This is a genomic window from Halorubrum pallidum, from assembly GCF_055380345.1.
On sequence record NZ_AP043945.1, the window covers coordinates 233,447 to 253,404 of the forward strand.

Annotated in this window: 17 protein-coding genes and 1 pseudogene; 15 read left to right on the forward strand and 3 right to left on the reverse strand. The window is 69.6% G+C overall.

Going from position 1 to position 19,958, the window contains the following annotated elements:
- Window positions 1-76 precede the first annotated feature (76 nt).
- The 3 genes from ACZ45C_RS02795 (at window position 77) to rpiA (ending at window position 3,315) form a co-directional block, all read left to right on the forward strand.
- Window positions 77-1,189, forward strand: a complete 1,113-nt coding sequence (locus ACZ45C_RS02795) for a TIGR01177 family methyltransferase (protein ID WP_460562844.1) — start codon at window positions 77-79, stop codon at window positions 1,187-1,189.
- Window positions 1,190-1,354: 165 nt separating this feature from the next.
- A complete protein-coding gene (locus ACZ45C_RS02800) occupies window positions 1,355-2,482 on the forward strand; it encodes an ORC1-type DNA replication protein (protein WP_460562843.1) in 1,128 nt (375 codons plus the stop codon).
- A 92-nt stretch (window positions 2,483-2,574) separates the two neighbouring features.
- Window positions 2,575-3,315, forward strand: a complete 741-nt coding sequence (gene rpiA, locus ACZ45C_RS02805; RefSeq protein ID WP_460562842.1) for a ribose-5-phosphate isomerase RpiA — start codon at window positions 2,575-2,577, stop codon at window positions 3,313-3,315.
- 119 nt (window positions 3,316-3,434) lie between these two features.
- On the opposite strand, the gene ACZ45C_RS02810 is transcribed toward rpiA, so the two are convergent.
- Complete coding sequence (locus ACZ45C_RS02810) at window positions 3,435-3,602, reverse strand: DUF1931 family protein (protein WP_004047560.1); 168 nt, start codon at window positions 3,600-3,602, stop codon at window positions 3,435-3,437.
- Between the two features lie 176 nt (window positions 3,603-3,778).
- On the opposite strand from ACZ45C_RS02810, the gene larB reads away from it, so the two are divergent.
- From larB to ACZ45C_RS02835, 5 genes and pseudogenes are all read left to right on the forward strand, one after another.
- Window positions 3,779-4,564, forward strand: a complete 786-nt coding sequence (gene larB / locus ACZ45C_RS02815; protein ID WP_460562841.1) for a nickel pincer cofactor biosynthesis protein LarB — start codon at window positions 3,779-3,781, stop codon at window positions 4,562-4,564.
- Window positions 4,565-4,703: 139 nt separating this feature from the next.
- Window positions 4,704-4,873, forward strand: a pseudogene (locus ACZ45C_RS02820) (DUF7563 family protein).
- A gap of 215 nt (window positions 4,874-5,088) precedes the next feature.
- Window positions 5,089-7,146: an excinuclease ABC subunit UvrB gene (gene uvrB, locus ACZ45C_RS02825; RefSeq protein WP_460562840.1), complete on the forward strand. Its 2,058-nt coding sequence runs from the start codon at window positions 5,089-5,091 to the stop codon at window positions 7,144-7,146.
- A 99-nt stretch (window positions 7,147-7,245) separates the two neighbouring features.
- Entirely contained in the window at window positions 7,246-7,779 is a 534-nt protein-coding gene (locus ACZ45C_RS02830; protein ID WP_460562839.1) for a hypothetical protein, read from the forward strand.
- 74 nt (window positions 7,780-7,853) lie between these two features.
- The gene (locus ACZ45C_RS02835) at window positions 7,854-8,447 is read left to right on the forward strand and encodes a hypothetical protein (protein WP_460562838.1); all 594 of its coding nucleotides are present in this window, start codon (window positions 7,854-7,856) and stop codon (window positions 8,445-8,447) included.
- A 36-nt stretch (window positions 8,448-8,483) separates the two neighbouring features.
- Here the strand turns inward: ACZ45C_RS02835 and ACZ45C_RS02840 are convergent, their stop codons facing one another.
- Window positions 8,484-9,710: an SPFH domain-containing protein gene (locus ACZ45C_RS02840; RefSeq protein WP_460562837.1), complete on the reverse strand. Its 1,227-nt coding sequence runs from the start codon at window positions 9,708-9,710 to the stop codon at window positions 8,484-8,486.
- A gap of 136 nt (window positions 9,711-9,846) precedes the next feature.
- On the opposite strand from ACZ45C_RS02840, the gene ACZ45C_RS02845 reads away from it, so the two are divergent.
- Window positions 9,847-11,148, forward strand: coding sequence for an O-acetylhomoserine aminocarboxypropyltransferase/cysteine synthase family protein (locus ACZ45C_RS02845; RefSeq protein WP_460562836.1), 1,302 nt, complete (start codon window positions 9,847-9,849; stop codon window positions 11,146-11,148).
- A 48-nt stretch (window positions 11,149-11,196) separates the two neighbouring features.
- Here ACZ45C_RS02845 and mdh read toward each other — a convergent pair whose 3' ends face one another.
- Window positions 11,197-12,108 (reverse strand): malate dehydrogenase, encoded by a 912-nt coding sequence (gene mdh / locus ACZ45C_RS02850; protein WP_460562835.1) that lies wholly within the window; start codon window positions 12,106-12,108, stop codon window positions 11,197-11,199.
- A gap of 181 nt (window positions 12,109-12,289) precedes the next feature.
- Here mdh and ACZ45C_RS02855 point away from each other — a divergent pair, with 181 nt between their 5' ends.
- From ACZ45C_RS02855 to lysW, 6 genes are all read left to right on the forward strand, one after another.
- Window positions 12,290-12,883, forward strand: coding sequence for a DUF7474 family protein (locus ACZ45C_RS02855; RefSeq protein WP_460562834.1), 594 nt, complete (start codon window positions 12,290-12,292; stop codon window positions 12,881-12,883).
- A 47-nt stretch (window positions 12,884-12,930) separates the two neighbouring features.
- Complete coding sequence (locus ACZ45C_RS02860) at window positions 12,931-14,334, forward strand: MFS transporter (RefSeq protein WP_460562833.1); 1,404 nt, start codon at window positions 12,931-12,933, stop codon at window positions 14,332-14,334.
- A gap of 77 nt (window positions 14,335-14,411) precedes the next feature.
- Window positions 14,412-16,331 carry a histidine kinase N-terminal 7TM domain-containing protein gene (locus tag ACZ45C_RS02865; RefSeq protein WP_460562832.1) on the forward strand — a complete coding sequence of 640 codons (1,920 nt, stop codon included), beginning with the start codon at window positions 14,412-14,414 and terminating at the stop codon, window positions 16,329-16,331.
- Between the two features lie 357 nt (window positions 16,332-16,688).
- Window positions 16,689-17,969 carry an argininosuccinate synthase gene (locus tag ACZ45C_RS02870; RefSeq protein ID WP_460562831.1) on the forward strand — a complete coding sequence of 427 codons (1,281 nt, stop codon included), beginning with the start codon at window positions 16,689-16,691 and terminating at the stop codon, window positions 17,967-17,969.
- A complete protein-coding gene (gene argH / locus ACZ45C_RS02875; RefSeq protein WP_460562830.1) occupies window positions 17,970-19,487 on the forward strand; it encodes an argininosuccinate lyase in 1,518 nt (505 codons plus the stop codon).
- Window positions 19,488-19,738: 251 nt separating this feature from the next.
- Window positions 19,739-19,927 (forward strand): lysine biosynthesis protein LysW, encoded by a 189-nt coding sequence (gene lysW / locus ACZ45C_RS02880; protein WP_049983816.1) that lies wholly within the window; start codon window positions 19,739-19,741, stop codon window positions 19,925-19,927.
- The last annotated feature ends 31 nt before the right edge of the window (window positions 19,928-19,958 follow it).

Here is a 19,958-nt window from a genome sequence, read left to right on the forward strand (position 1 = left end):
CGCACGCTCGAAATGCGTATAAAGGTGGCTGGTCGGAACCGCTACGCTCTTGCGACCAGCCGCCGGACGCCGTGGCGTGTACTGGCTCGAACTCGCCGGCGAGGTGGACGCGTTCGCCGCGTACGAGGCGTCGACCGCGGCCGCCGGCGTCGACCTTCTCGCGCCCGGGATAGCGAGCGCCGGGAGCCTCGATATCGGTGCTCCCGCGAGCGCCCGTCTCGGACGCGGCGACCGCCGCGACCCCTCGATCGCTCGTGACGCCTCGATCGGGCGTCTCGCGTACACGCGCGCGGCTCACGAGGCGGTCGCCCGGACTGACGCCGATCTCGACGCGGCGGTCGCCGCGCTGGAGGCCGCACCGATCGATCGGACCGGGACGGTGGCCGTCAGGGCCAGAAACGTCAGGAACACGACCGACGTCTCGACGAGCGCCGCCGAGCGCGCGCTCGGCGGAGTCCTCGTCGACCGCGGGTTCGCGGTCGACCTCGACGATCCGGACCACGTCCTCCGCGCGCTGTTCGCCGCGGGCGACCGTCCCGACCACGCGGCGGTCGCGGGTGCCGACGGCGGCGACGCCTCCGTCTGCGCGCTCGGATGGGTCGCGGCCGAGGCCGCCCGCGACTTCGCCCCGAAGCCGACCGACCGGCCGTTCTTTCAGCCGGGGAGCATGGCTCCGGCCGACGCTCGCGCGTACGCCAACCTCGCAGGCGCGGCCTCCGGACGCACGCTCCTCGATCCCATGTGCGGTACCGGGGGTCTCCCGCTGGAGGCCGGGATCGTCGGTGCCGACGTCCTCGCCTGCGACGCGCAGTCGAAGATGGTCCGCGGAACGCGCGAGAACCTCCGAGCGTACCTGGATCGCGCTGTCGACACCAGACGGAGCGATCGCCCCGCTTGGCACGTCGCACGCGGCGACGCCACGTCTCTCCCGGTCCACGACGACGCGATTGACGGCGTCGCCTTCGACGCGCCCTACGGCCGGCAGTCGAAGATCGCCCGTCACGAACTGGCCGACCTCGTCTCGGGCGCGCTCGCGGAGGCCGCGCGGGTCGCCCCCCGCGCGGTCGTGGTCGCGGACCGAGACTGGCGCTCCGAGGCGCGCGCGGCCGGTTGGACCGTCGACGCCGTCTTCGAGCGTCGAGTCCACCGATCGCTGACGCGACACGTGCTCGCGCTCGACCGCGAGTGAGCGGCGCGCTCGGACGACGCTGCCGGCGCGTTCCGGACGGATCCACCGTCCCGAGAGTGAACACCGAAGTAGAGATATCACGGTTTCGAGGGCCGCAAACGATGAGTTTCAGTTTCACTCACCTCGCGGGCAACGATTAAGTAGACGGCCTGACGTGGTGTGTCCATGACCGGGGACGCCGGCGGCGACATGCTCTCGTGGGACGAGTCGGTGTTCCGCGACGAGTCCGTCTTCGAGATCGATCACGTCCCCGAGACGTTCCGGCACCGCGAGAGCCAACTGGAGAGCCTGAAGTACGCGCTCCGCCCCGCCGTCCGCGGCTCCCGCCCGCTCAACACGATCGTGCGCGGTCCGCCGGGGACGGGCAAGACCACCGCCGTCCAGAAGCTGTTCGGCGAGCTCGGCACCCGCACCGACGTCCGGACCGTTCGAGTCAACTGTCAGGTCGACTCGACGCGATACGCCGTCTTCTCGCGGCTGTTCGAGGGGATATTCGACTACGAACCGCCGTCCTCGGGCATCTCGTTCAAGAAGCTCTTCGGGCAGATCACGGACCGGCTCGTCGAGGAGGACGACGTGCTCGTCGTCGCCTTAGACGACGTGAACTACCTCTTCTATGAAAACGAGGCGTCGGACACGCTCTACTCGCTTCTGCGCGCCCACGAGGCGCACTCCGGCGCGAAGATCGGCGTCATCGTCGTCTCCTCCGATTTGGGCCTTGACGTGATCGACGACCTCGACACCCGCGTCCAGTCGGTGTTCCGGCCCGAGGAGGTGTACTTCCCCGTGTACGACGCGACCGAGATCTACGACATCCTCTTCGAGCGCGCGAAGCGCGGCTTCCACGACGGCGTCATCGGCGACGCCGAACTGGAGCGCGTCGCCGATCTGACCGCCGACAGCGGCGACCTCCGGGTCGGCATCGACCTGCTCCGCCGGGCCGGGCTCAACGCCGAGATGCGCGCCTCGAAGACGATCGCCACCGACGACGTCGAGGACGCGTACGACAAATCGAAGCACGTCCACCTCTCGCGGTCGCTCCGGGGCATCTCCGAGTCCGAACGCGACCTCGTGCGCGTGCTCGCCGCTAACGACGGAAAACGCGCCGGAGAGGTGTACGAAGCGTTTCACGAGGAGACCGACCTCGGGTACACCCGCTACTCCGAGATCGTCAACAAGCTCGACCAGCTCGGCGTGATAGACGCCGAGTACGCCGACGTCGACGGCCGCGGGCGGTCCCGCGAGATCTCGCTCGCGTACGACGCCGACGCGGTGTTGGACCGACTGGAGTGACCCGGCTAGAGTAGGCCGTCCCGGGCCGATCGGACCGGACCGCCCCGGCCCGCGCCGACGCCTTTTCAACCACCCCCGCCGACTCTGGACGCATGAAGACGAGCGGCGGGAGCGACGCGGCGAAGCGCCGGGCCGGCGAGTCGGCGGCGGCGGCGGTCGACGACGGCGACGTGGTCGGACTCGGCACCGGATCGACGGCCGCACACGCCATCCGTCGGATCGGCGAGCGCGTCGACGCCGGGCTCGACGTGCGCGGCGTGCCGACCTCCTTCGCGAGCCGCGAACTCGCCGCCGATCGGGGGATCCCGCTCGTGGATCTCGACCGGGCGGTCGGTCCGGACGCGCCCGGGATCGACCTCGCGATCGACGGCGCGGACCAGGTTGTCACCGCCGGGTCTGCGAGCGGCGGCGAACACGCCGCGCCCGCGAACGCGGCTATCAAAGGGGGCGGTGCCGCGCACGCCCGTGAGAAGCTCGTCGATTCGGCCGCCGATCGGTTCCTCGTCGTTGCCGATCCCTCGAAGGAGACGGCCGCGCTCGACCGTCCCGTCCCGGTCGAGGTCCTACCCGCCGGCCGGTCCGTCGTCGCTCAGGCGGTGCGGGCGGCCGACGGCGAGCCGACGCTCCGGCGCGCGGAGCGGAAGGACGGGCCGGTCGTCACTGACAACGGCAACCTCGTGTTCGACTGCGCGTTCGGCGAGATCGCGGACCCGGCGGCGCTGTCGACGACCCTCTCGGAGACGCCGGGCGTCGTCGATCACGGCCTCTTCGTCGATCTCGCCGACGAGATCCACGTCGGCACCGCGACCGACGTGCGAGTAGTGACGTGGTGAGCGGTAGCGTGAGTAGATCTCGCGACCTGCCAGAAACGCGAGTCGGACACACCGGTCGCACCGCTCACGAGTTGGCGTCTGTGCGGCGGAAATAACGACGGACCGAGAACGCGTCCGTCTTAGAGGTCGCGAGGCTGGACCGTCTTCCGGTCGTTGGCCTCGGCGCGGCGCGCGGCGTCTTCGAGCAGCTCGTCCACTTCGTCGTCCAGCGCGTCGTAGAAGTCCGAAGCGACGTTCTTGTCGTCCAGGGCTTCCTTGACGGCCGCTTTGACAATAAGGTCTGCCATGCGCTCGACGCTATCCGTCGATAGTTAATAAGAGTTCCTGAATTCCCCCGCGAGGGACGCCGTGCGGGCGGTTCGCGGCGATCTCCACAAACGAACACTGATAAACCTTGTGAGAGACGGAGGCGAGAGCCGATTGCGATCGATAGCTTCGACACCGTCCGTCACCGACGACCGGTATGCGCGACACGCTAGAAGCGCTCGCGGCCGGCGAGATCGGCGTTTCAGAGGCCGAATCGCAGCTGGCGGGCTACGCGACCACGGGGGCCGGCCGGTTCGACGCCGCCCGCGAGCGTCGCCGGGGGATTCCGGAGGCCATCCTCGCGGAGGGGAAGACGCCAGCAGAGGTCGCGGCGCTGACCGCGACCGCCGTCGAGACGACCGGCCGAGCGCTCGTGACCCGAGCTACCGCAGACGACGCCGCCGCCGTTCGGACCGAGGTGGAGGGCGGCGCGCTCGAACGGCGTGGGGACGCGTCCCCGACTATCGATCACGACGAGCGGACCGGGACCGTCGTCGTCCACGCGGCCGACTTCGACCCGCCGTCGCTGGACGCGACGGTCTCCGTCGTCGCCGCCGGAACGGCTGACGCGGCGGTCGCCGGCGAGGCGGCCGTCGTCGCGCGCGAGATCGGCGCGACGGTCGACCGCGTGGACGACGTCGGCGTCGCGAATCTCAACCGCATCGTCGATCAGATCGACCGCGTTCGCGAGGCCGACGTCGTCGTGGTCGCCGCGGGCCGCGAGGGAGCCTTACCGACCGTCGTCGCCGGACTCGTCGACGCGCCGGTGATCGCGCTGCCGGTCTCGACCGGTTACGGCGTCGGCGGCGAGGGCGTCGCGGCGCTGTCGGGCGCGCTCCAGTCCTGTTCGGTGCTCACGACGGTGAACGTCGACGCAGGCTTCGTCGCCGGTGCGCAGGCCGGTCTCATCGCGAGAGCGGTCGACGCGGCGCGTGACGCCTGAGCCGTCTGCCATCCACGAGCGGCTCATCCGCGAGTTCGGTCTCGGCAGCTACCCGTCGGATACCGGAAGCGAGCGGGGTGGTGAAGGGAATTTGTCCGTCGAGTCCCAACCGCGTTTCGCCGGTGTATCCCGGTACCACATGCCACGCTGTGACCACTGCGGGTCGCACGTCTCGGATCGCTTCGCGCGCGTGTTCGCGGACGAACTCAGCATCCTCTCGACGACAGCGACCTCAACGCCTGCCCGGAGTGCGCCGCCAACGCCGAAAGCGCTGAGGTGGCGCAGGACCGCGGTCGTACAGGGGATTGATCGCCACGGCTTCGACGGGGCACTACACGCATACTCACGGCACGGGACGCCGCCGTGTGGCGGTATCGGCCTCGTTCCCGCCGGAGTGTGAGTGTTCGCCTCGCCACCGCCGACACCACCGATCACGTGTCCGCGTCGGCGGACCGTCGGACGACGTGCCGCCGCCGACGCGTCGCCGCGCCGCTCAAGTGTCTCGCCCCCCAACGACGCGTATCGTGAGCGACGCCGACTCTCCCCTCTCGGAGGACCGTCCGACCGTCGACCGCTCTCTCCGCGTCGACGCCCCGTTCGATCCCGCGGGCGACCAACCCGAGGCGATCGAGACGCTCGTCGAGGGGTTCGAGTCGGGCGCGGACAGACAGACCCTGCTCGGCGTGACGGGCTCGGGAAAGACCAACACCGTCTCGTGGGTCGCCGAGGAGCTGGATCAGCCCACCCTCGTCTTGGCTCACAACAAGACGCTCGCGGCCCAACTGTACGAGGAGTTCCGCGAGCTGTTCGAAGACAACGCCGTCGAGTATTTCGTCTCCTATTACGACTACTACCAGCCGGAGGCGTACGTCGAGCAGACGGACACGTTCATCGACAAGGAGATGTCGATAAACGAAGAGATCGATCGCCTGCGCCACTCCGCGACGCGGTCACTTCTCACCCGCGACGACGTGATCGTGGTCGCCTCGGTCTCCGCGATCTACGGGCTCGGTGATCCGGGGAACTACCGCGACATGGCGCTCCGGCTGGAGGTCGGCGAAGAGGTGGGTCGCGAGGAACTTCTCGCCCGGCTCGTCGACCTGAACTACGAGCGCAACGACGTGGACTTCACGCAGGGCACCTTCCGCGTGCGCGGCGACACCGTCGAGATCTACCCGATGTACGGCCGGTACGCCGTCCGGGTGGAGCTGTGGGGCGAGGAGATCGACCGGATGGTGAAAGTCGACCCGATGAAAGGCGAGGTCGTGAGCGAGGAGCCCGCGGTGATGCTCCACCCCGCCGAGCACTACTCGATCCCGGACGACCAACTGGAGCAGGCGATCGGGGAGATCGAAGAGTTGATGGAGAAACGCGTCAGCTACTTCGAGCGACAGGGCGACCTCGTGGCCGCTCAGCGGATCGAAGAGCGCACCACCTTCGACATCGAGATGCTCCGGGAGGCGGGCTACTGCTCCGGGATCGAGAACTACTCGGTCCACATGGACGACCGCGAGACCGGCGACGCCCCCTACACGCTGCTCGATTACTTCCCCGACGACTTCCTCACGGTGATCGACGAGTCTCACCAGACGATCCCCCAGATAAAGGGCCAGTACGAGGGCGATAAGTCCCGCAAGGACTCGCTCGTCGAGAACGGGTTCCGCCTGCCGACCGCCTACGACAACCGCCCCCTGACGTTCGAGGAGTTCGAAGAGAAGACCGACCGCACCCTCTACGTCTCCGCGACGCCGGGCGACTACGAGCGCGAGACCTCCGATCGGATCGTCGAGCAGATCGTCCGCCCCACGCACCTCGTCGATCCGAAGGTGGAGGTGACGGGCGCGACGGGGCAAGTCGAGGACCTCTTAGAGCGAGTCGACGAGCGGATCGAGCGCGACGAGCGCGTCCTCGTCACCACCCTCACGAAGCGGATGGCCGAGGACCTCACGGAGTACTTCGAGGAGGCCGGGATCGACGTGTCGTACATGCACGACGAGACGGACACCCTCGAACGCCACGAGATCATCCGCGACCTCCGCTTAGGCAACATCGACGTGCTCGTCGGCATCAACCTGCTGCGGGAGGGACTCGACATCCCGGAGGTGAGCCTCGTCGCCATCCTCGACGCCGACCAGGAGGGATTCTTACGCTCCACCACGACCCTCGTCCAGACGATGGGGCGGGCCGCCCGCAACGTCAACGGCGAGGTCGTCCTCTACGCCGACCGCATGACTGACTCCATGGAGGCGGCCATCGAGGAGACGCAGCGGCGCCGGGAGATCCAACTGGAGTACAACGACGAGCACGGATACGAGGCGACCACCATCGACAAGCCGGTCGGCGAGACCAACCTCCCCGGAGCGAAGACGGACACCTCGTCGGTCAGCGTCGGCGACGTGGAGAGCACAGAGGAGGCGAGAGCGCAGATAGACGCGCTCGAAGACCGGATGGACGAGGCCGCGAGCAACCTAGAGTTCGAGCTGGCGGCGGACATCCGCGACCGGATCGCCGAACTCCGCCGCGCCTTCGAGATCGGTGCCGACGGGGACGAGGGCGTTCCCGCGCCGATCGGCGAGGAGTGACCGGCCGGCGGGGTCCCGCGGTCGAATCCGACGGGCCGATTCTCAGGCGGCGGAACGCCGAGGCAGGGGTTTTTACCCGCCACCGTCGGATTCGGTTCCATGTACCGACGTGCGGTCGTGGTCGGGACACTCGCCGTCGCCACCGCCGGCTGTACCGACCGGCTCCGCGACGTGGCCGCGTCGACGCCCCGAGACCTCGAGGTTCGGAGCCGCTACGTCGACGGCAACCCCATCGTCGACGGGCAGAGCATCCGTTCGCTCCCGGCCGAGATCCATGTCCACGCCGCGTCGTATCGGTCGCGCGACGCCGCGCTCGCCGCGAGCCGACCCGACGCGACCGAGACGCGGTCGTTCGTCGACGCGATCGAGTTCGTCGACGACGACGGCGGGTCGATCCTCGTCGTCGCCCAGCATCTCACCGCGCCCGAGGTCGAACTGCGGCTCGGCGCGGTCAGCCGCATCGGCGACGGCGCGCTCCGCGTGGCGCTCGATCAGTCCGGCCCCGACGTGGACGTCGAGAAGCTCGACGACCCCGTCGTCAAGACCCTGCTGCTCCGGCTCACCGACCGGCAGGGGACCCCGACGCGCGTCATCGTCTCCGTCGACGGCGAGCGCGCCGGCGTGACGATCTGATCACGGATTGATCGCGGGTCTCGGTCGCGTCCGCGTCCCGCGATCGTTTAGTGGCTCGGCGGCCTCTCGCCGATATGCTCTCTGTGTCCCGCCGGCTCCGCGGATCGGTCCTCCTCGCGCTCGCCGCTGTCGCGTTCGCGAGCGCGGCCGCCGTCGCGCCCGTGATCGTCCCCGGAGGCGCGTCCGGTAGCCCCGCATCCGCCTCGCTGTCGCCGGTCTCGCATCTCGCCACGCCCGCGCTCCTCGCGGCCGGATCGGTGTTTCTCGTCGCCGGTGCGGCCGCGGTCGTCGACGCCGACCTCTCCGCGCGCGCCGCCCTCCTCGCGCCCGCGCTGGGTGCCATCGGCGCGCTCGCGCTCGGCACCGGGATCGGAACCGATGTCGGAGCGCCGCTCGCCGCGTTCGCCGCTCCGGAGATGCTCGCGGCGCTGGGTAGCGGGCTTCCGGCCGTCGTCGCGGCGGGTGCCCTCGGCGGCGGGGCGATAGCACCGGTGGTCCGCGCCGCGACGACCGAGGACACGGTCGTCCTGCTCGTCGGTGCCGCCGCGTTGCTCGCCGCGGTTGCGAGCGGGTCGGAGGTCCCGCTGGCGCTCGCCTCCGGCGGCGTCGCCGGCGCGGTCGCGGTGGGGTCGCTCTGGCTGCTCGACCCGGCGACGTGGCGGCCCTGACGCCGAGGAACCGCGAGCGTCAGAATGGGGTCCGCGTCACCCCGGCCGCTCGGTCTCGGTCTCCAGATCCACGTCCCGGTCGGCCTCGCGGTCGAGGTCCGCCTCGCCGGCGATGCCGGCGTCGCGAGCCGTGTCCGCGTCGCGGGTCTCGTCGGTCCGCAGGTCGCTGTCGGCCACCGTGTCGAGCTGTTCAAGCGCGCTCTCGATGTCCTCCAACCCGAGCATCTTCTCCGTCTCCTCGTCGAACTCCTTGCTCTCCAACCCGTCCATCTGTTGGACGTCGGAGCCGGACAGGGCCTTGCCGTAGCGGCCCACGAGACTCGTGAGTTCCTGTGGGAGGACGAACGTGGTGGATTCGCCTTTGCCGATCTCTTCTAAGGTCTCCATGCCGCGCTCGATGATGGCGCGCTCGCCCATCGATTCGGCCGAACGGGCGCGGAGCACGGTGGAGATGGCGTCTCCCTGCGCTTCGAGGATCTGCGACTGTTTTTCCCCCTGCGCGCGGATGATGTTCGACTGCTTGTCACCCTCCGCCTGCTCGACCGCCGACCGCCGTTCACCCTGCGCTTCGAGGATCATCGCTCGCCGGCGGCGCTCCGCGCCGGTCTGTTGTTCCATCGCGCGCTGAACTTCCTGTGAGGGGCTCACCTCGCGGACCTCGACGGCCTCGACGCGGATCCCCCACTCGTCGGTCGGCTCGTCTAACTCCTCGTTGATCCGGTCGTTGATCTGGTCGCGCCGCGAGAGCGTGTCGTCGAGTTCCATGTCGCCGAGGACGGCTCGGAGGGTGGTCTGTGCGAGGTTCGAGACGGCGTTCTTGTAGTCGTCAACCTCTAAGAATGCCTTCTTCGCGTCCATCACCTTGATGTAGACGACCGCGTCAGCGGTCACCGGCGAGTTGTCACGCGTGATCGCCGACTGGCTCGGCACGTCTATCGTCTGCGTCCGCATGTCGAACGCGTACGTGCGGGAGACGAACGGCGGGATGACGTGGACGCCCGGTTCGAGCAGCTTCCGGAACTCACCGAAGACCGTGAGCGCCTCCTTGTCGTAGGCGTCGACGATCTCGACGGCGCTGACGACGGTGACGGCCGCGAGCAGCAGCGCGAGCGCGGCGACTCCGAAGACGAGACTCTGACTGAGGAGGGCGAAGCCGACGACGACCGCGGCCCCGAGCGCGAGGTACTGCCAGACGGAGTCGGGGACCGCCCCGACCGCGTCCGACATCTCGACGGCGTCGCCGCGCGGACCGTTGGTTCCCATGCGAGACGTTACGGCCGGACGCTGTTAACCGTTGGCACGAGAGACGGAGATCGCGCGCGCCGGGACGATATCCGAGATACCGGAAACGCCGGCGACTGCGGGCGGCTTTAAGCCTTCGGCGCGTGCAGGGCGAGGTATGCCATCCGACGACGACGCACCCCGAGAGTTCCGCACCCGAAGCGTTCACGCCGGTTCGTCTCCCGATCCGGCGACCGGTGCGCGCGCGACGCCGATCTATCAGACGACCTCCTACGAGTTCGAGGACGCCGACCACGCCGCCCGGCTGTTCGCGTTGGAGGAGGCGGGGAACGTCTACTCGCGGATCATGAACCCGACGAACGCCGCCTTAGAAGAGCGGATCGCCTCGCTCGAAGGCGGGGTCGGCGCGGTCGCGACCTCGTCGGGCATGGCCGCGTTCGATCTCGCGACGTTCATGCTCGCGTCCGCCGGCGACAACGTCGTCTCCTCGTCGGCGCTGTACGGCGGCACCTACACGTACCTCACGCACTCCGTCGAGCGCCGCGGGATCTCGACGCGGTTCGTCGACCCGCTCGACTACGAGGGGTACGCCGACGCGATCGACGAGGACACCGCCTACGTCCACCTCGAAACGATCGGGAATCCGGCCCTCGTCACTCCCGACATCGAGCGGATCGCGGACATAGCGCACGACCACGGCGTCCCGCTGTTCGTCGACAACACGTTCGCGACGCCGTACCTCTGCCGCCCGCTCGATCACGGCGCGGACCTCGTCTGGGAATCGACCACGAAGTGGCTCACCGGAAACGGCACCACGGTCGGCGGGATACTGGTCGACGGGGGGTCGTTCCCGTGGGCGGAGTACCCCGAGAAGTTCCCGGAGATAGCCCAGGACAACCCCGCGTACCACGGGATCAACTACGTTGAGGCGTTCGGTGAGGCGGCGTTCACTTTCGCGGCGGTCACCCGCGGGCTGCGCGACCTTGGCGACCAGCAGTCGCCGTTCGACGCGTGGAACACGCTCCAGCAGACGGAGTCGCTCCCGCTGCGGATGGACAGACACTGCGAGAACGCTGGAATCGTCGCGGAGTACCTCGACGAACACGACGACGTGGCATGGGTGAACTACCCCGGCTTGGAGGACCACGAGACGCACGAGGAGGCGAGCGAGTACCTGGAGGGCGGCTACGGCGGCATGATCACCTTCGGGCTGGAGGGCGGCTACGAGGCCGCGAAGGGAACCGTCGAGAACGCCGACCTCGCCTCGCTGCTCGCAAACGTCGGCGACGCGAAGACGCTCGTCATCCACCCCGCCTCCACGACTCACCAGCAGTTGACGGAGGAAGAACAGGAGGCTGCCGGCGTCACCGGCGACATGGTGCGGCTCTCGGTTGGCATCGAGGACCCGGCCGACATCGTCGCCGACCTCGACGCGGCGATCGAGCGCGCGACCGCCTGAGCGGCTCGTCGGCCGCGCGTCAAGCTATCGGACGCACCGCGCGCCGACTCACGCGATCTTCTCGTACTGCTCGGAGAGCTTCTCCGCGGCCTCGTCGAGCAGGTCGGACTCGTACTCGTCGAGGTCCCACTCGACTATCTCCTCGACGCCGTTCGAGCCGAGCTTCGCGGGGACGCCGATCGCGGTGTCGTCGTAGCCGTACTCGCCGTCGAGCACGACGGAACAGGGGAGCACCTCGCCGGTGTCGCGTAGGACCGCCTCGACCGTGTGCGCGACGCCGGTGGCGGGGCCCCACTGGGTCGCGCCCTTCCGGCTGATCACGTCCATCGCGGACTCTTGGAGGTCTTCGAGGATCGCCTCTCTCTCGCCGTCGAACGCGGGATCACGGCCGTTCACGCGAACCTTCGAGAACACCGGGGCCTGCGCGTCGCCGTGCTCGCCGAGGATCGTCGCCTCGACGTTCTTGACGGGCGCGTCGAACCGCTCGGAGAGGACGTAGCGGAAGCGCGCGGAGTCGAGCCGTCCGCCGAATCCGATCACCTTGTGGCGGTCGCGGTCGCCCGCTTCGTAGAGGTGGCGGTTCAGAAGGTCGACCGGGTTCGAGGTGGTGACGGTGACGAAGTCGTCGTTGTGCTCGGCCAGCGAGGAGCCGATGTCCTCCATGATCGGCGCGTTGTCGCCGGCCAGATCGATCCGAGTCTGGCCCTCCTTGCGCGGGATGCCGGCCGTGACCACGACGACGTCCGAGCCCGCCGTGTCGGCGTACTCGCCCTGTCGAACGGTCGTGTTCGAGTCGTAGGCGATCCCGTGGTTCGCGTCCGCCGCCTGCCCGATCGTCGTCTCGCGCTGGTCCGGAATGTCGACGAAGACGAGCTCGTCGACCACATCGCGCAGCGCGAGGTTGTACCCGGCCGCGGCTCCGACGGTCCCCGCCGCACCGACAATGCTGACTTTGGTCATACGGTGTCTATTCGCGTCTGGCTGTCGAGTAAACGTTTCGGAACCACGGGCGCGCGCCGGTGCAGGACTCTCGGCGCGGGCGCTGTCGCGGACGGCACGCAGGCGCAGGTTCGCGTGCGCGTATGACCGGTCTGACCGCCGTCGCGAAACCCCTAACTTCGGCGGCGTCCCAGTGGCGGTCGTGCCGACGTTCCGTTACCCGTGTCCCGGCTGCCGAACGACCAACAGCCTCCACGACGCCGACTGCGACTTCGAGGGGGTGAACTGGCCGACCGTCGAGAAGGCGTACACGGACCTCCTGACCGTCCTTACCGCCGAGCGCGACGGCATGGCCGAGTCGACCCTGCGCGAGGCGATTCACGATGACTGGAGCGGGCTCCACAAGGCCGCGCTGGAGGCGCTCGAACGCGACCAGCGCGTCGTCGAGGAGGGCGACCGGCTCCGGCTGCTCACCGCCGCGGAGTTCAAAGAGCGCGTCTCGGAGCCGACCCGCGATCCGATGCGGACCGTCTACGAGCACGGCTCCGTCCCGGGCTGTCACGACAACGCCGTCTTCGCGATGGTCGCGTGGTACGAGATGGTCGGTCTCTCGTGGTCCGAGACCCGCGAGAACGTGATCGAGTGGCTCCGCGAGTCCGGCGCGTGGGACCGCGGCGGCTTCGAGGAGTCCACGCCAGAGGAACTCGTCGACGCGAAGCGTCACGTCTACGACGAGGGATACGGCTGGAAAGAGAAGGGACAGGCCGCGAAACGCGTCATCGAACGCCACCTGTGACGCCGATCCGGCCGTCTTCTTAAGTTTCCGCGTGGCCTCTCGCCACCGTGACACACCCGGAGGCCGGAGTCGCGTCGATCGGCGGCGGAGACGCGGGCGTCGACGGCGGTTCCGAGGGCGACGGCGACGCCGAACGGCCCCCCGCCGTCGCCAACCCGCGGCGTGCGCTCGCGGTCGTGATCGGCGTCGTGTTCATCGATCTCGTCGGCTTCGGGATCGTGATCCCGATCTTACCCTTCTACGTGCGGTCGTTCGGCGTCAGCGACGCCTTCATCGGTCTACTCGCGGCGTCGTACTCGCTCGCGCAGTTCCTCGCCGCGCCCACGCTCGGCCGGCTCTCCGACCGGATCGGGCGGCGACCCGTCCTGCTCGCGTCGCTCGCGACAGCCGGCGTCGCGTGGGTGACGTTCGGCTACGCCGGCGCGGCGGGCGCGCGCTTCGGGACGACGGCCGCGATGGCGACGCTTTTCGCCTCCCGAACGCTCGCGGGGGCGATGGGAGGTAACATCGCCGCCGCGCAGGCGTACGTCGCCGACATCACCCCGCGGGACCGACGGGCCGGCGCGCTCGGGCTCGTCGGCGCGTCGTTCGCGCTCGGCTTCGTCTTCGGTCCGGCGATCGGGGGACTGCTCGCGGCCGACCCGGTGGTGGCCCGCTCCGACGCCCTCCTCCCGGCGTTCGTCCCGGCGACGGCGTACTCTCTCCCGAGCTTCGCGGCGGCGGGGATGAGCCTCCTCGCGGTCGCCGTCGGGTTCGTCTTCCTCGAAGAGCCGAACCGAACCCGGCCAACGGCGGGTGCGGAGGGGCCCCGGCACACCACCGCGATCGGCCAGTTCCGCGACGCGCTCGCGTCCGTTTCGCTCCGGCCGCTGACGCTCGCGTACTTCGTCGTCGCCGTCGCGTTCGCGGGCGTGCAGGTGATGTTCATCCCGTACGTGGCGGACGCGTTCGGCTACGACGCGACGGCCGCGGCGTTCCTGCTCACCTACGTCGGCGTCCTCGGAGCGGTGAATCAGGGCGTGCTCGTCGGGCGGCTCTCGCGGGTCGTCTCGTCGCGAACGCTCGTCGCGGCCGGTTCGGTGGTGCTCGCTGCCGCGCTCGTCGCGATCCCCGCGACCGGCCTCGTCGACCGGCTATCGAGTGATATCGCGGTCGGTGGCCCGGCGTGGCTCACGCTCCAGCTCTTGGCGTTGCTCCTCGCGTTGGCGGCGCTGTCGCTCGGGAACGCGCTCGTGAACGTCTCGCTCGCGACCCTCGTCTCGGCGTCCGCGGCCGACGCGGACCAAGGGGCCGCCTTCGGCGTCACGCAGGGCGCGTCGAGCCTCGGGCGGACCGTCGGCCCGCCGCTGATGGCGGTGTTGTACACGGTCGCGGTCGCGTCGCCGTTCCTCATCGGCGCGGTGCTCCTCGTTCCCGTCGCCGTCGCGTTCGGGCGACGGTCGGCGGCGTGAGCGCGGCGGCGCCGCGGCCGGCCGCCGAAGCGATCCGCACGACAGCTTTAGGCCGGCCGTCGCCGTCGTAGCCACACATGGCTTTCGACGCCGTCCCCGTCTGGCCCGCCGTCGGCTCGGCGGCCGGGGGTGCGGGCGCGCTCGGGCTCGCGTGGGCGATCCGCGATCACCGCGGTCGCCCCGGCGTCGACTGGTTCCTCGGCGTGTTCGTCGCGCAGGCGCTCTGGTGTCTCTCATACGGAGTCGGCCTGCTCGTCACAGACCCCCTCCTCCGGGCCACGCTGGAGGCGGCGATGTGGCTCGGGATCGTCTGGACGGGCGTCGGCTTCCTCGGCTTCGCGCTGGAGTACACGGGCCGCGGCGACGTGGTCCGCGGTCGACTGTTCGCGGTCGTCGTCGCCTTCGGCATCGTCGCGACGCTCGCGCTCCTCACGAACCCGATTCACGGGGCGTTCTGGACCGAGTTCCGGTCGGCTCCGGTCTTCGGCGTCGAGACCGTCACGTACGCGCTCGGCCCGTGGGCGTACCTCGTCGTCGTCGTCGAGACCGTGCTCGTCGCCAGCGCCGTGTTCCTGCTCGTCGACACGCTGCTCAGCTACGGGCCGCTGTACCGCCGCGAGAGCGCGGCCGTCGCGTTGAGTTCGCTGCCGCCCGGCTTCGCGCTGGTCGCGTGGACGCTGGAGCTCGGTCCGATCCCGCAGCTCCAGCTCGCGCCGATCATGTTCGTCCCGCACGTCCTGCTCGACGCGTACGCGTTCAACCGCGCGGAGATGTTCGACCGCAACCCGACGACCAGCCGCGCCGCCGAGCGGACCGCGGTCGACGACCTCGCAGATCCGATCGTCGCGCTCGCGCCCGACGGGGGGATCGTCCGACTCAACCCGGCGGCGGAGTCCCTGCTCGGCGTCGACGCCCCCACGGCTCGCGACCGGCCGCTCGACGCGTTCCTCGACGCGTCGATCGCGCTCGACGGGGACGGCGACGAGGTCGACATCACCGTCGCCGGACGCCGCCGCACGTACGCGGTGTCGACCGCGCCGCTGGCCGACCCCAACGGCACCCGCGTCGGCCACACGGTCGTCTTCTCCGACGTGACTGAGCGGGAGCGGCGTCGCCAGCAGCTGGCGGTGCTCAACCGCGTGCTCAGGCACAACCTCCGGAACGACGCTGGCGTCGTCCACGGATACGGCGAGCTGCTCGCAGAACGACTCGACGACCCGGATCTCGCTCGGATGGCGGACGCGATAGAGCGACGGGCCGGGGCGCTTGCGGCGCTCGGGGAGAAGGCGAGAACCGTCGAGCGCGTGCTCGCCGACGAGGAGGCGACCGAGGTGAGCGTCGGCGACGTCGTCGCGTCGGTCGTCGCCGACGCCCGCGATCGGGAGCCCGACGCCGCGATCGAATTCTCGACGGACGACGGCGACAGCGATGAGAACGATGTGGGCAACAGCGATGACAACGGTGTGGACGACAGCGACGGCGAGCAGACGGTCCGGCTCAGGTCGGACGCCCTCCGCGCGGTCGTCGAGAACACCGTCGAGAACGCGCTGGAACACCACGACGGCGACGGCGTCGAGCGCGACGACGGGTCGCCGTGGGTCCGGGTGTCGCTCCGGCGGGAGCGGTCAGCGGGCGACTTCGGGGCGGCGGCCGGCGGTGGCGGCGACGCCGACAGCGGCGATGTCGACAGCGCCGATACGGATATCGACGACGCTGGCGACGACGAGGGCGACAACGCTGGTGACGATGAGGACGACAACGCTGGCGACGACGAGGGCGAGCGGTTCGTCCTCACCATCGCGGACGACGGGCCGGGGATCCCGCCTCACGAGATCGCGGCGGTCGAGTCAGGGCGGGAGACGGCGCTCGAACACGGGTCGGGGCTCGGTCTGTGGGTCGTCGCGTGGGCGGCCGACGCGATCGGCGCGGACGTCGACTACGCCGAGCGCGACCCGCGCGGGACGGTCGTGACGGTGACGATCCCGATCGACCGGTGACGATCTCCGTCCGAGGGCGACATCCGACCTGAGAGCGACGTGAGCGGGACGAACATAGCGGAACGTTTTTACGTCGGAACGCGGCTATCTGTACCTAATGACCGCGGCGGCTCGTCCGGCGGCCACGCTCTTCCGAGGCCGACGAGCCCCGCGACCGCGACGAGGCGTCCGACCGCGACCGGTTTCCGGCGCGGCGCGACGACCGGCCTCCCGAGGCCAGTAACGTTCTCCTCGTCGCGTCCGCGCCGTTCCGTCTCCGAGAGTGACAGCTTCGTCCGTCGTCAGCGACTGCGTCGAGGTTTTGTTCCAATATTCAAACCGCTGAATTTAAGGGGATAGGCCGGATCTACTCCGATAATGACGAGCGTTGCACTCGCGTTCAGCGGGGGACTCGACACCACAGTGTGCGTACCGCTTCTGAAAGAGGAGTACGGCTACGACGAGGTCATCGGCGTCAACGTCGACGTCGGCCAGCCCACCGAGGAGTTCGACGAGGCCGAGGAGACCGCCGACGCGCTCGGTCTCGACATCCACGTCGTCGACGCGAAAGCGGAGTTCGCGGACTTGTGTTACGACGCGGTGAAGGCAAACGCGACGTACCAGGGGTACCCGCTCGGGACCGCGCTGGCGCGTCCGGTCATCGCCGAGGCCATTCTGGGCGTCGCCGAAGCGGAGGGCTGTGACGCCATCGCACACGGCTGCACGGGGAAGGGGAACGACCAGCTTCGGTTCGAGGCCGTCTGGCGCGGCTCCGACCTCGAAGTGATCGCGCCGGTCCGCGAACTGGGCCTCACCCGCGAGTGGGAGATCGACTACGCGGCCGAGAAGGACCTGCCCGTCGAGGCCGGCGACGGCGGCGTCTGGTCCATCGACGAGAACATCTGGTCGCGCGCGGTCGAGGGCGGCGAACTGGAGGATCCGAACTACGAGCCGCCGGAAGACATCTACGAGTGGACCGCGGAGCCCGAGGGCGAGACGACAATCGAGGTCGCTTTCGAGGAGGGCGTCCCGGTCGCCGTCGACGGCGAGGAGATGGATCCGGTCCCGCTCATCCAGCACCTCAACGAGTACGCCGGGAGCTACGGCATCGGCCGCACCGACGTGATGGAAGACCGCATGCTGGGGCTGAAGGTGCGCGAGAACTACGAGCACCCGGCCGCGACCGTTCTACTCACGGCCCACCAAGCCCTGGGGGATCTCGTCCTCACCAAGAACGAGCGCTCGTTCAAGAAGGGTATCGAACACGAGTGGTCCGAGAAGGCCTATCAGGGCCTCGTCTTCGCGCCCGTCGTCGACGCGCTGAACGCCTTCGTCGACGAGACGCAGGACGTGGTGACCGGCACGGCGACGGTCAAAGTCTCCGGGGGCAACTGCCGCGTCGTCGCTCGCGACTCCGAGTACGCCGTCTACTCCGAGGAGATGGCCTCCTTCAACACCGAGGACGTCGCCGGCATCGCACAGGAGGACGCGACGGGCGTCGCGAAGTACCACGGGTTACAGGAGCGTCTCGCCAACGACGTGAAAGCGAGCGTCTCGAAGCCCGAACTCGCCAGCGATGGTGGGGCCGCAGTTGACGACGGCACCGACGATGGTGGGGCCGCAGTTGACGACGGCGGGACCAACCTCGACGAGAACTGAATGACCGACGACGATTCCACCGCGAGGGACGCCGACGGGACGAACGACGCCGACGCGACTGGCGACACCGCCGTCCGCCGCGACCGCTTCAGCGGCGGCCCGGCCCGTTCGTTCCTCTCCAGTCTCGCCGCCGACGCGGCCATCTTCGAGGCGGACCTCGCGGTCGACCGCGCACACGCGGTGATGCTCGCGGAGCAGGGGATCGTCGACGACGCGGTCGCGGGCGAGATACTCGCGGCGCTCGACGACGTGGCGGCCGCCGGCCACGACGACCTGCCCGACGGCGAGGACGTCCACGAGGCGATCGAGACCGCCGTGATCGACCGGATCGGCCCCGACGGCGGCCGGATGCACACCGCGCGCTCGCGCAACGACGAGGTGGCGACCTGCATCCGGTACCGCCTCCGCGAGGACCTGCTCGCGGCCGCGGAAGCGACGCTCATGCTCCGCGAAGCGCTCGTCGACGTCGCGAGCGAGCACGCGGAGACGGTGATGCCGGGGTACACCCACCTCCAGCCCGCCCAGCCGACGACCGTCGCGCACTACCTGCTGTCGTACGAGGGTGGGATCGCTCGCGACACGGCGCGGCTGCTCGACGCCTACGAGCGCACCAACCGTTCACCGCTCGGCGCGGCCGCGTTCGCGGGCACGCCGTTCGACGTCGACCGCGAGCGAACGGCCGACCTGCTCGGCTTCGACGGACTCGTCGCCAACTCGATGGACGCCGCCTCCGCGCGCGACTTCCTCGCCGAGGGAGCGACCGCGTGCGCGACGCTCGCGACGACGCTGTCCGGGCTCGCCGAGGACCTCGTCCTCTTTTCGAACAAGGGGTTCGTCGAGCTGTCCGACGACTACGCCTCCACCTCCTCGATCATGCCCCAGAAGAAGAACCCCGACACGCTGGAGCTGACCCGCGGGGTCGCCGGCGACGCGATCGGCGAGGCGACGGGTACGCTGAGCCTGCTCAAAGGTCTCCCTCGCGCGTACAACCGCGACCTCCAGCGCGCCCACGCGAGCGTGTTCGAGACCGCTGACGACGTGCGGGAGGCGACCGAGGTGGCGGCGGGCGCGGTCGCGACGGCCGACTGGAACGAGGGCGCGCTCGCGGACGCCGCGGGCGACGGCTTCTCGACGGCGACGGGCGTCGCCGATCTGCTCGCCATGGGCGGGCTCCCGTTCCGCACCGCTCACGAGATCGTCGCGGCCGCGGCCGAGCGCGTCACGGACGACGACGCGCCGGCGACGGCGGCCGCAAAAGTTGACGAGGCCGCTCGAACGGTGACGGGCGAGCCCCTCTCGACGTACGTGAGCCGCGAGGACGTCGAGGCCGTCTTGGACCCCGAACGCAGCGTCGCGAGCCGCGACTCCGTCGGTGGACCCGCGCCCGACGCGGTCGCGAGCGACCTCGATGCCCGCCGGGAGACGCTCGATTCGGATCGGACGGCACTCGCGACGCGTCGGGAGTCGCTCGCGGACGCGGCTCGCGCGCTCGACGCCGAGGTGAGCGAGTATGTCTGAGGTGAACGCCGGTGTCTGACCGACGACAGCCGGACCGGCTGCGACGACCGCCGCGGTCGGCGGTCGGTCCGCGACCGCCGGCGGCGATCCCGTCCCTGCGAGGGGGCGAGGTTCGTATCGAATTCTGACACGAAACGGGACGCGGAGGCGTTTCGTTCCGGTTTCATTCGAGTAGCGGCCGCTTTACGTAGTATAATTTATCCGACAAGTTCGAAGCCTTTATGCGCTCTCGACGCCGACACAGATCCACGATGACGAGCGACACCGATACGCTGGTGGCGGAGGACCCGATCACGGGCGACGAGATCGAACTGCCGGCCGACGTCGAAGTCGGCGAGATAATCGACAGTCCGGTCACCGGAACCGAGCTGGAGGTCATCTCTCTCGACCCCGTCGTGTTGGAGGAGGCCCCCGAGCTCGAGGAGGACTGGGGCGAGTAACGTCGATGGTGACGACCGCGCCGAGGTGGTC

What these genes read in the sequence shown, in the direction of transcription:
- ACZ45C_RS02800 (WP_460562843.1), top strand. Translation starts at nt 1,355, where the DNA reads ATGACCGGGGACGCCGGCGGCGACATGCTCTCGTGGGACGAGTCGGTG.
- rpiA (WP_460562842.1), top strand. Translation starts at nt 2,575, where the DNA reads ATGAAGACGAGCGGCGGGAGCGACGCGGCGAAGCGCCGGGCCGGCGAG.
- ACZ45C_RS02810 (WP_004047560.1), bottom strand. Translation starts at nt 3,602, where the DNA reads ATGGCAGACCTTATTGTCAAAGCGGCCGTCAAGGAAGCCCTGGACGAC.
- larB (WP_460562841.1), top strand. Translation starts at nt 3,779, where the DNA reads ATGCGCGACACGCTAGAAGCGCTCGCGGCCGGCGAGATCGGCGTTTCA.
- ACZ45C_RS02830 (WP_460562839.1), top strand. Translation starts at nt 7,246, where the DNA reads ATGTACCGACGTGCGGTCGTGGTCGGGACACTCGCCGTCGCCACCGCC.
- ACZ45C_RS02835 (WP_460562838.1), top strand. Translation starts at nt 7,854, where the DNA reads ATGCTCTCTGTGTCCCGCCGGCTCCGCGGATCGGTCCTCCTCGCGCTC.
- ACZ45C_RS02840 (WP_460562837.1), bottom strand. Translation starts at nt 9,710, where the DNA reads ATGGGAACCAACGGTCCGCGCGGCGACGCCGTCGAGATGTCGGACGCG.
- ACZ45C_RS02845 (WP_460562836.1), top strand. Translation starts at nt 9,847, where the DNA reads ATGCCATCCGACGACGACGCACCCCGAGAGTTCCGCACCCGAAGCGTT.
- mdh (WP_460562835.1), bottom strand. Translation starts at nt 12,108, where the DNA reads ATGACCAAAGTCAGCATTGTCGGTGCGGCGGGGACCGTCGGAGCCGCG.
- ACZ45C_RS02865 (WP_460562832.1), top strand. Translation starts at nt 14,412, where the DNA reads ATGGCTTTCGACGCCGTCCCCGTCTGGCCCGCCGTCGGCTCGGCGGCC.
- ACZ45C_RS02870 (WP_460562831.1), top strand. Translation starts at nt 16,689, where the DNA reads ATGACGAGCGTTGCACTCGCGTTCAGCGGGGGACTCGACACCACAGTG.
- argH (WP_460562830.1), top strand. Translation starts at nt 17,970, where the DNA reads ATGACCGACGACGATTCCACCGCGAGGGACGCCGACGGGACGAACGAC.
- lysW (WP_049983816.1), top strand. Translation starts at nt 19,739, where the DNA reads ATGACGAGCGACACCGATACGCTGGTGGCGGAGGACCCGATCACGGGC.